The organism is Psychrobacter sp. UBA5136 (genome assembly GCF_002414005.1).
Classification (GTDB): Bacteria; Pseudomonadota; Gammaproteobacteria; order Pseudomonadales; family Moraxellaceae; genus Psychrobacter.
This window is the reverse complement of sequence record NZ_DHYG01000045.1, coordinates 1-10,839: the sequence shown is the minus strand read 5'-3', so window position 1 is coordinate 10,839 and position 10,839 is coordinate 1. Positions and strand designations below refer to the sequence as shown.

Genomic DNA, 10,839 nt, shown 5'->3' with positions numbered 1-10,839 from the left:
TCAAGTTGAGAGTGGGGTATATAGATAGCAATATCAACTATTAACGAAATTTTTGGTATCTGCGCTGGACGTGTGGCGTTACCTTTACTTTGCCTTTAGGCTTTTGCTAAACGCTCGCCACCCGTATGAGAATGAGTTACGGTGTTATTTAGCTCAACTTTCGTTTTAAACCGGGTTAAGCGTAGCGCATTCATCAATACTGAAATAGAGCTGAGCGCCATTGCTGCCGCGGCAATCATAGGGTTTAAAAAACCAAACGCTGCCAGTGGAATACCAAGGCAATTATAAATAAAGGCAAAAAATAAATTTTGCTTGATATTACGCACCGTTGCATTGGCAATTTTTTGCGCCGCATCAATGTGCATCAGCGACTCACCCATCAAGCGCGCAGAAGCGCTATGCTGGGCAACATCTGTGCCTTCAAACATCGCAAAACTGGCATCGGCGGTTGCCATCGCTGGCGCATCATTGACGCCGTCCCCTGCCATCGCCACTTTATGACCAGCGGTTTGCAATACGGCAATTTGGCTGGCTTTATCACGCGGGCTCATTTTGCCATACGCTTGTTCGATACCCAACTGTCCTGCCACATGGTCAACGACGGACTGCTTATCACCGCTCATCAAGATGACATTGATACCAGCATCTTGTAGCGCTCTTATGGCTTGCGGCGTGTCATCTTTTAAGTCATCAGCTAAGGCAAACGCGCCCAAGGGTTCATCGTTGATACTAATGGCTACGGTACTGGCAATTTGCCATACTTTTGGCATCAGCTTTGGCAGTGTTAAATTAGCAAATTCTGCCGTACCGACTTTTACAACGCCTAAGCCTGCGATATTGGCTTGTATGCCTGCCCCTTTAACGACGCTAATATCAGTGACGTTCATCAGCGGCAGATTACGCTCGCTAGCCGCATTAATCAATGCTGTCGCTAGCGGATGACTAGCATGTGCCTCAACGCTTGCGGCAATTTGCAGCACATCATCGACGGCAAGCGACTTATCCACCATCACCTGATCGACGATAGACGGCTTACCGATGGTCAAAGTTCCCGTTTTATCGAGCACTACCGTATCGATATTGCCGGCCGCCTCTAGGCTTTGCGCATCTTTAAACCAGACGCCATGACGCGCGGCAACCCCCATACCAGCCATGATTGCCGCTGGCGTCGCCAAACCAAGCGCACAGGGGCAAGCAATAACCAACACCGACACCGCATGCATCAAAGCAGTATCGACCATGCCAGTCAGCCACCACGTCAGCCCAAAGGTAATCAGTGCAATTGTCACTACCACGGGAACAAAAATAGCCGTTACTCTATCGGCAAGACGCGCCAAGTCGGCTTTTGAGCCCTGAGCATCGCTAAGCGCTTGTACCATGTCACCAAGCTTGGTATCGCTGCCTTTTGCCCGTACGCGGTACAGTAAACTGCCATTTTCGACCAGCGCCCCTGCCAGCAAGTCATCGCCTGCTTCTTTTTTAAGCGGTACCGACTCGCCTGTTAAATGACTCTCCACGCACCAACCACTACCATCAATCACGAGACCATCGGTTGCCACGCGGCTGCCTTGTTTGGCACGCAAAATATCGCCTACTTGCACCTCTTGTAGCGCGACATTGTGAAAGTCGCCATTTGGCTGTTGCTGCTCGACCTCATCAGGCGTTAGGGATAATAATAAATCAATACTGTTTAAGCTGTGCTTTTTGGTACGCTCTTCAAGATATTTACCCGTACGCACAAAGGCAATAACCATCACCCCTGCTTCAAAATAAACCGCGGGGCCGTGTCCGCCTGCATGACCACTTTGCAATAAGCTATTTAAAGTCCCATCGCCGTGGGTCAACCATAGATAAGTTGAATACGCCCAAATGGTGACCGTACCAATGACCACCAGCACGTCCATATTGGCCAAACCGCCTTTGATGGATGCCCAAGCGCTTTTATAAAATGGCAACGCTAAGCCAAATTGGACAATCGTCGCTAGGATAAACTGAATCCAAACGGGCGGCATCCACGCCATCTCTTGCCCAACGAGCATACCTACCATACCGACCAAAAACGGTAGCAAACAAAGCCACAGTGCCATCAAGCGCCACGGATACTCAGTGGCGGTATCTTCATCTGTCTTAGCAAATAGACTGTCCGCTGCTTGCAGATTGGCCACAAATCCGGTTTTATTCACCCAGTCCGTCACCTGCTCAGGCGTGGTCTGAGCCGGGTCATAATCGACATTGGCGGTCTCGCCAGCGAAGTTCACATTCACTTCATAAATCGCAGGCTTTTTATTAAGCACCTTTTCGATACGTGACGCACAAGCCTGACACGTCATCCCATCAATCGCCAGCTGCAAGTGCGCACGCTCGGGCGTAAGCGGCGTATTTGACTGGACATCAGTCTCAACCTCATAGGAGTCATCATTAGCAGTACGGGTAGCGTCATTCATAAGTAGAACTCGTTATTACGTTAAAGCGCGTTATGGCGTTTATATATTCTTTGAGTAAGCTCAAAAGCTCAACGGCTTAATAGAAAGCTTAAATAAAAGGGCATTTAAAGCGCATTTCTCTAGAAACATTAAGATAAGTATTAAATGGTTATCATTAGCAGTAATTCAACTTTTTTATTGAAAGAACTCATTAAGGCGTATGGGCAGTTAAATAAAAAGCTGTTATTTATGGCTAGCTTATTATTTTTTAGCCATTAAAAAAACCAGCCATGATAGCCGGTTCTTTTATAAATACAAATAATCCTATGAGTTTGCAACGGTCGCATCGAATCCTGCATCATCGATAGCAGCGGCAATCGCCTCGATACTGGTTTTGCTGTCATCAAAGGTCACGGTCGCTAAGTTATCAGCCAAATCCACAGAGATTGTTTCTACGCCGTCTATGCCGTCAGTCGCTTTATGGACGCTTGCCACACAGCCGCCACAAGTCATGCCGTCAATGTTAATAATACGAGTTTGGTTTGCCATGAGAGGCTCCTTATTCTTATAACTGAGTTTTTATTAATGAGTCTTTTTATAATTTACAAAACTGCGTTTATAATGGTCTTTAGACATCTACTTATAAATACAGCCTATAACTAGCATAAGCTGAATCAAGGTCAACAACAAGTCCGTTTGGTTGTAACTTTATTAAGATGCTGTTTATTCAAGTATTTTTTATGCAGGTACTGTTTAATAAAGTATTGTTTATTCAAATTCAAACCTGAGTCATTAACTATTGACCGTTAAAAAATCCCGCCTCAAAAAAATAAGCCATGCAGATTTAATCATGATAACGCGGGTTTTGCGGCGCATCGATAGGAAACGGCTGGGTAACATAATCGACCGTACTGATTGCCGCGACAAACGCATGAACCGTCGTTTGCGTATTATCATAATGGATGAATGCCATCTTGTTATCAGGCTGTAGCTCGATTTCTGTAACGCCTGTGATGTTTTTTAGCGCCGTCATCACCTCTTCCAACCCTTCAGCATCATCGATATTTTCGATACTTACCTGTGCCATTTTAATCGCCATTATCTTACCCTCTTATCATGTAGCTCATTAATGCGTGTCCAATACCTCAAAGCCTTTAACCAACTCATCTAGCTGCTTGAGCTGGCGTAAAAACGGCTCTAGTTGGCTCATTCTTAACGCACACGGGCCATCACACTTTGCGGCTTCTGGGTTTGGATGCGCCTCTAAAAACAGTCCCGCTAAGCCCGTTGCCATACCTGCACGGGCAAGCGTTGTGATTTGCTCACGGCGGCCGCCAGCGCTGTCGCTACGCGCACCCGGCTGCTGCAAACTGTGCGTCACATCAAAAAATACTGGGATGTCCATTTGCTTCATGGTATCAAAACCCAGCATATCGACGACCAAATTGTTATAACCAAAGGCACTACCGCGCTCACATAAAATCAGCTTATCGTTACCGCCTTCAAGGCATTTATTGACGATATGACGCATCTCATGCGGCGCTAAAAACTGCGCCTTTTTGATATTAATAATCGCATCAGTTTTCGCCATCGCATGCACCAAGTCAGTCTGACGCGATAAAAAAGCAGGCAGTTGAATGATATCAGCCACTTCAGCAACGGGCGCTGCTTGATAAGGTTCATGGACGTCAGTGATAATAGGTACTTGGAACTTTTCTTTAATTTGTCCAAGCCAATCGATACCCTGCTCTAGACCCGGCCCGCGATATGAATGTAAGCTTGAACGGTTGGCTTTATCAAAGCTGGCTTTAAAGACATAACCGATGCCCAAACGCTCACATATATCCACATACTGCTCGGCAATCTCAAACGCCAACTCTTTAGATTCTAAAACGTTCATACCGCCAAATAACACGAACGGTTGGTCGTTACCGATATTAATGGTGTTACCTTTTGGCGTCGTAAGCTCGATATGCGATTGCGCTGTTAATAGATTTTCCATGAAGTGCTGACCCTCGTTATTGTTATTTACTATGGTGATGAACAGTTCTTAATATGACTCTTTTATATTGTAACCGATAGGCCGATGAAAATAAGTATCTAAGCGTAATTGAGCGTAATTAGGTTCAATTACGCCTAATTACACTTTACCGATAATACTGATGAATAAATAAGAAAACTGTCTTGGTAAAAACTATCTTGATAAAAACAGCTATTAAAAGGTTTAATTAAAGCCAAAAAAAAGACCAATCCGTAGATCAGTCTTTTTTATAACGATAGCGCTGTTGTGCGATAAGTATTATTTGTTATCGCTATAGTTTCTTGCGGCTTTTACAAAGCTGTTAAATAGCGGATGACCACCGCGTGGCGAGCTGGTAAATTCAGGATGAAACTGTACTGCGACAAACCAAGGATGGTTAGAAATCTCAACCGACTCAACTAGATGTTGCTTGGCAGAATAGCCAGATATGGTCATACCTGCTTGCTCTAATGGCTCGATATAGCGATTGTTCATCTCGTAACGATGGCGATGACGCTCGGTAATATTGGTTGCGCCGTAAATTTGGGCAAGCTTACTACCGGCTACCAATTCGGCTTGCTGCGCCCCTAAACGCATGGTGCCACCAAGGTCGCTATCATCGCTACGGATTTGTAGCTCGCCGCGCTCATCTAACCACTCAGTAATCAGACCAATGATAGGCTCGGCTGCTGTGCGATGAAACTCAGAAGAGTTGGCATCGATGTGAAGTACATTGCGGGCGTATTCGATCACAGCTAGCTGCATACCAAGGCAGATACCAAGATACGGCACGTTGTTTTCGCGCGCATAAGTAATGGCTTTCATTTTACCTACTGTGCCGCGCTCACCAAAACCGCCTGGCACCAAGATAGCATCGGCGTCGTCAAGACGGGCAAATAACTGCTCATCGGTTTCTAAAAGCTCAGCATCGATATAGTCGATTTTGACATCCGCTTTATGGGTAATGCCTGCGTGCAACAAAGCTTCGTTAATTGATTTATAGGCGTCAGGCAGCTCGACGTATTTACCTACCATTGCGACCGTCACTACCGCCTCAGGATTTAACTGGGCTTCAACCACTTTATCCCAATCGCTCAAATCCGCTTCTGGCACATCAAGACCAAAACGCTCACAGATTAAGTCATCAAGATCTTGCTCATGCAAAGTGCGAGGTATTTGATAAATACTCTGCGCGTCTTCGCACATAATGACCGCACGCTCTTCGACGTTGGTAAATAGCGCAATCTTGCGGCGATTGTCTTGTGAGATATGGTGATCAGAGCGGCAGATTAAAATATCTGGCTGTAGACCGATAGAACGTAGCTCTTTTACTGAATGCTGGGTGGGCTTGGTTTTGGTTTCGCCAGCACTAGCAATATAAGGCACCAATGTTAAATGCATGAGCATGGCGCGATTGCGTCCAAGCTCTACTTGCATTTGGCGAACCGCTTCCATAAAGGGAAGTGACTCGATGTCACCGACGGTACCGCCAATCTCGATAATGGCGATATCATAGCCTTGACCACTAGCAAGAATTTTACTTTTGATTTCGTCAGTGATATGCGGAATCACCTGCACCGTACCGCCCAAATATTCACCGCGGCGCTCTTTATTCAACACGTTTTGATAAATGCGGCCACTGGTGAAGTTATTGCTCTTACTCATCTTTGAATGGCGTAAAAAACGCTCATAATAGCCCAAATCCAAATCGGTCTCGGCGCCATCTTCGGTGACGAACACTTCGCCGTGTTGGAACGGGCTCATCGTCCCAGGATCGACGTTGATATACGGATCCATTTTGGTCATCGTTACGCTTACACCACGCGCTTCTAGTACGGCTGCAAGGGAAGCTGCGGTAATACCTTTTCCTAGTGAGGACACTACCCCACCGGTCACAAATATAAACTTGGTCATAGTACTCTGTCGGTAATTGGTAAAGAAGGATTTTACTAAAAATACGCTATAAAATATAGGGCAAAAATGCAAACTATCTGAAACTCTTATTTTCTACCTCATCGGTAGACTTTTGTCACAAATAATACATGCAATAAAAAAACTCACCCCGAAGGATGAGTTTTTATAATCATATTCTAATAATCAAATTAGAATCTGTATTCTAGACCAGTACCAATTACGAATACTTCACCATCGCCATAAGAGCCATAAGTTACGTTATCACCATCAATTGTCAAAGTTTTAACATTGTCAGCGTTGTTCACACCAGCGTAAGCATGAGCAATGATATTGTCTTTATAGAAGTATTTGCCACCAACAACGATTTGATCTGAATCAGCGTTATTCCAACCGTTTAAGTTGTCAGTTTTGTTGTACTGTGCATAGATAGTGGCTGGACGAGCAAAGTTAGACAGACCCATCGCTGCACTAAGGACTAGACCCTTTTCGTCTTCATCGCCTGAGCCAAGGCCGTCAAAATTAGCTACTTGATATAGTGCACCCAGTGTGATTGGAGCTGCAACATATTTGCCTAAGTCTACAGTCGCTGTACCACGGATGATATCACCGTTGATATTTTGATCTTTATCATACGCGACACCAGCAGTGAAACCAGTACCTTGATCAAACATTAATGCTGCACCGAAACCATCGTCTTTGTTACCGTTAGCTTCATCAGAGCTGTACATGATAGCAAGTTCTAGAGGTAGGTTATTGTACTTAGGTGTCTTCCAAACGATTGAGCTGTTGATACGGCTACTATCAGCCATGTTTAAGCCACCAAATTCTTCGTTATCTTCAAGTTTGTTGCCACCTAGGTTATCCCAGTAGCCGTCGTTTACAACAACGTTGTTTACATAATCTAAAGTAGATTGGTTTTTACCAGCACGGATCTCACCGAACTGTTTGTTTACTAAACCAAGGAATGTATCACGGTTAGTGAAGCCATCGCTGTCGCCATCGACGCGTGTGCCGTACTCTAACTGATAGATTACATCAGTATTGGCAGTCATGGCTTCAGAGCCTCTGATACCGATACGTGAAGAATTAGAGTTAATTTCCACAGTATCTTCATCATAATCATTTATGTTATCAGCTGTGTCAAAATCGGCGTTAACATAATCGGCAGTAACGAATGCTTTACCGTATAGAGTTGGCGCTGCATTGGCTGCAGATACAGATAGGGCAGCGATGGCTGTAGCTAAAAGTAGTTTTTTCATGGGGGTATCTCCACTTTACAATTTTAGTAATGAGCGAGCTATTATTAGCTGGTGCCCAAAATGGTATCGTCACAAATCCTCAAAGATATAATGTGTAACTGGCTACCGAGATTAGTCAGAAACAAGTGTGGCGAAGTGCTATTACCGTAAGATGAAAAAAACCATGACTTACATAACTGAGTTTAAAATCGTAACTGCCATGTAAACGCTGGTCTTTATCGCTCTGTTGTGTAACATCCGTTACCAAACTCATACTTCGATTACAAGCATAACAACTTTGACATAATTTGCAACATTTTTTTAAGCCTTTCAGGACGATAAATATTCAAACCCATGCTTAATATACGGTTTAACTAAAGTTTAAACAAAAATAAAAAATACCTTTACTCGCCAGAGGCAAATAAAGATTACGTTAAAAAATAATCGTAACAACAAAATAAACTAACGCTGATAAGCTCGATAAATTTGATAAGCGTATAAAACTTAAAAGGGCTACTTATGCATTGATAAGTAGCCCCAAAGTAACGCTTGAAAATAGCATCCTGCGCTTGCCTATTAGTCAATGAAGCTCATCGACAGAGCTCATCGACAATAAGACTAAAGCAAACTAGCAATGAGTATTGGCTTTTAAGTCAAGACGTGCTTGATGTAACAGTGGCTCAGTGTAACCGCTTGGCTGCTCGCGACCCTTAAAGACCAAATCACAGGCCGCTTTAAACGCGTAAGAGTTATCAAAGTCATTTGCCATCGGCTGATAGCTACTATCACCCGCATTTTGCTCATCGACGACTTTTGCCATACGCTTCATGGTATCCATGACTTGCTCTTCACTCACCACGCCATGATGTAACCAGTTGGCAATGTGTTGGCTTGAGATACGCAAGGTTGCACGGTCTTCCATTAGACCTACATCATTGATATCTGGCACTTTAGAGCAGCCAACACCTTGATTTACCCAGCGTACGACATATCCTAAGATGCCCTGAGCGTTGTTGTCTAGCTCTTGTTGCTTCTCTTCTTCCGTCCAGTTGGTGTCTTTTGCCAATGGAATAGTCAAGATGTCATCTAAGCTGGCACGCGCGCGCGATTTTAGGCTGTCTTGCACATCCGCGACATTGACGTCATGGTAGTGCATGCTGTGCAAAGTAGCGCCCGTTGGTGATGGTACCCAAGCTGTGCTAGCGCCTGCTTGAGGATGCGCTATTTTGCTTTCCATCATCTCTTTCATTTCATCAGGCTTTGCCCACATGCCTTTACCAATCTGCGCATGACCTTGTAGACCTGTCTCTAAACCGATATCGACGTTCCACTGCTCATAGGCTGGCTGCCACGCTTGCGATTTCATGTCGCCTTTACGTACAAAGGGTCCAGCGTTCATGCTGGTGTGCATCTCATCACCCGTACGGTCTAAGAAGCCTGTGTTGATGAAGATAACACGCTCTTTTGCTTGGCGGATGGCTTCTTTTAGGTTGACCGTCATGCGGCGCTCTTCATCCATAACACCAATCTTAATGGTATTGCGCTCTAAGCCTAATAAGTCTTCTGCCGCATCGAACAGATCGTTTGCCATTTTAACTTCTTCAGGGCCATGCATTTTTGGTTTAACGATATACATCGAACCTGTGCGTGAGTTTGATAGCTCGTTTTCACCTTTAAGATCATTTAACGACAATAGCGGGGTAATCAAACCATCCATTAAACCTTCAAAAATCTCTTCTTGACCGTTACCCAAGTCAACCAAGATAGCTGGGTTTTGCATCAAATGCCCAACGTTACGAATCAGCAAGAGCGAGCGCCCTGGTAGAATAAGAGCGCCACCATCTGGGGTGGTATATTCGCGGTCTGGGTTTTGTTTACGCGTACGAGTTTTGCCGCCTTTTTCAAAGGTTTCTTGCAAGTCGCCATTCATCAAGCCAAACCAGTTACGATACACTTCTACTTTTTCTTCGGCATCAACCGCAGCGATTGAGTCTTCGCAATCTTGAATTGCGGTAATGGCTGATTCTAATAGCACGTCTTTAATATTGGCTGGATCGTCTTTACCGACTGGATGGCTGCCATCGATTTGGATTTCAGCATGTAGGTTGTTGTTTTTTAACAAAACACCAGTAGGATTTTCCGCCTCACCGACAAAGCCTGCAAACTGAGCGGCATCTTTTAATTCGGTGCTGCTATCGCCTTGCACAACTTCAAGCTTGCCATCTACAACTTTAAAGCCAGTGACATCGCTATATGAGCCCGACGCTAGAGGAAAGCTTTTATCTAAGAATTTTTTGGCATAGGCGACAACAGCGGCGCCGCGCGTTGGGTTATAGCCACCTTTAGCTTCTTGACCATTTTCATCACTGATGACGTCTGTGCCGTATAACGCATCGTACAAGCTACCCCAACGAGCGTTGGTTGCGTTCAATGCATAGCGCGCGTTACGGACTGGTACTACTAACTGCGGGCCTGCGATATGGGCAATCTCATCATCGACGTTTTGGGTGCTGACTTTGAAATCATCGCCTTCTGGTAGTAAGTAGCCGATTTCTTGTAAAAACGCTTTATAAGCTGGGTAATCAATATCGCCATCTTTAGCAGGATGGTCTAGGTGCCACTGGTTAATTTGTTCTTGAATTTTGGCACGGGTCGCGAGCAGCTCTTTGTTGCGAGGCGTAAACTCTTTGATGACCTTTTCAAAACCTGACCAATAACTGTCTGAATCCACACCGACTTTCGGCAGCACTTCGTTTTCAATAAAATCGAACAACTGCTTATCGATGGCAAGAATGCCCTTTTGAATACGATTGGCGTTAGAAGACTGGCTCATATTGTTATCCTTATCTGTTCGTGAAGTGTGTTAATCCTAGATTGCTACCTACTATCTAAGTTACTACTATCTGAGCTGAGCTACTACTATTTAGAGCAGCGCTAAATACATACTAAGGCGATAAACCTTACTTTTTGCGCTGATATTGATAGTTGATATAATGCTGAGTCGCTGACTATTAACTGACAATAATAGTAGGACAAAATGTCCTAAAAGCAAAATATCATCCTACTATCAAATAATGAAATAAACAAGGAAAGCTCATTTAGTAAGTAAATACTTGGGCTGTTTATAAATGATACCCTATAAGACATCAGTCTTGAGCGCTACAAATACTTGGCTCATGTATTTATGCTGCAAGACGCTAATGAAGTGTAAGTAATCATTATAATACCCCACTCTCAACTTGAA

At 44.4% G+C, this 10,839-nt stretch carries 7 protein-coding genes; all 7 read right to left on the bottom strand.

Translation table 11 applies throughout. The annotated features are described in order from the left end of the window. Window positions 1-95 precede the first annotated feature (95 nt). The 7 genes from B4240_RS06580 to B4240_RS06550 all read right to left on the bottom strand — a co-directional run bounded on the left by B4240_RS06580 (window position 96) and on the right by B4240_RS06550 (window position 10,428). The gene (locus B4240_RS06580) at window positions 96-2,444 is read right to left on the bottom strand and encodes a heavy metal translocating P-type ATPase (protein WP_296237663.1); all 2,349 of its coding nucleotides are present in this window, start codon (window positions 2,442-2,444) and stop codon (window positions 96-98) included. A 303-nt stretch (window positions 2,445-2,747) separates the two neighbouring features. Beyond that, window positions 2,748-2,972, bottom strand: coding sequence for a heavy-metal-associated domain-containing protein (locus B4240_RS06575; protein ID WP_296237662.1), 225 nt, complete (start codon window positions 2,970-2,972; stop codon window positions 2,748-2,750). A gap of 295 nt (window positions 2,973-3,267) precedes the next feature. Next, window positions 3,268-3,522 (bottom strand): hypothetical protein, encoded by a 255-nt coding sequence (locus tag B4240_RS06570; RefSeq protein ID WP_296237661.1) that lies wholly within the window; start codon window positions 3,520-3,522, stop codon window positions 3,268-3,270. 27 nt (window positions 3,523-3,549) lie between these two features. After that, a complete protein-coding gene (gene kdsA, locus B4240_RS06565; protein WP_296237660.1) occupies window positions 3,550-4,425 on the bottom strand; it encodes a 3-deoxy-8-phosphooctulonate synthase in 876 nt (291 codons plus the stop codon). Between the two features lie 297 nt (window positions 4,426-4,722). Next, complete coding sequence (locus B4240_RS06560; protein ID WP_296237659.1) at window positions 4,723-6,357, bottom strand: CTP synthase; 1,635 nt, start codon at window positions 6,355-6,357, stop codon at window positions 4,723-4,725. Between the two features lie 188 nt (window positions 6,358-6,545). After that, the gene (locus B4240_RS06555) at window positions 6,546-7,616 is read right to left on the bottom strand and encodes a porin (protein WP_296237658.1); all 1,071 of its coding nucleotides are present in this window, start codon (window positions 7,614-7,616) and stop codon (window positions 6,546-6,548) included. 607 nt (window positions 7,617-8,223) lie between these two features. Further along, window positions 8,224-10,428 (bottom strand): malate synthase G, encoded by a 2,205-nt coding sequence (locus tag B4240_RS06550; RefSeq protein WP_296237657.1) that lies wholly within the window; start codon window positions 10,426-10,428, stop codon window positions 8,224-8,226. Window positions 10,429-10,839: the final 411 nt, after the last annotated feature.

Excerpts from the sequence above, each read along its gene's own strand:
- B4240_RS06580 (WP_296237663.1), bottom strand. The coding sequence starts at position 2,444 with ATGAATGACGCTACCCGTACTGCTAATGATGACTCCTATGAGGTTGAG.
- B4240_RS06575 (WP_296237662.1), bottom strand. The coding sequence starts at position 2,972 with ATGGCAAACCAAACTCGTATTATTAACATTGACGGCATGACTTGTGGC.
- B4240_RS06570 (WP_296237661.1), bottom strand. The coding sequence starts at position 3,522 with ATGGCGATTAAAATGGCACAGGTAAGTATCGAAAATATCGATGATGCT.
- kdsA (WP_296237660.1), bottom strand. The coding sequence starts at position 4,425 with ATGGAAAATCTATTAACAGCGCAATCGCATATCGAGCTTACGACGCCA.
- B4240_RS06560 (WP_296237659.1), bottom strand. The coding sequence starts at position 6,357 with ATGACCAAGTTTATATTTGTGACCGGTGGGGTAGTGTCCTCACTAGGA.
- B4240_RS06555 (WP_296237658.1), bottom strand. The coding sequence starts at position 7,616 with ATGAAAAAACTACTTTTAGCTACAGCCATCGCTGCCCTATCTGTATCT.
- B4240_RS06550 (WP_296237657.1), bottom strand. The coding sequence starts at position 10,428 with ATGAGCCAGTCTTCTAACGCCAATCGTATTCAAAAGGGCATTCTTGCC.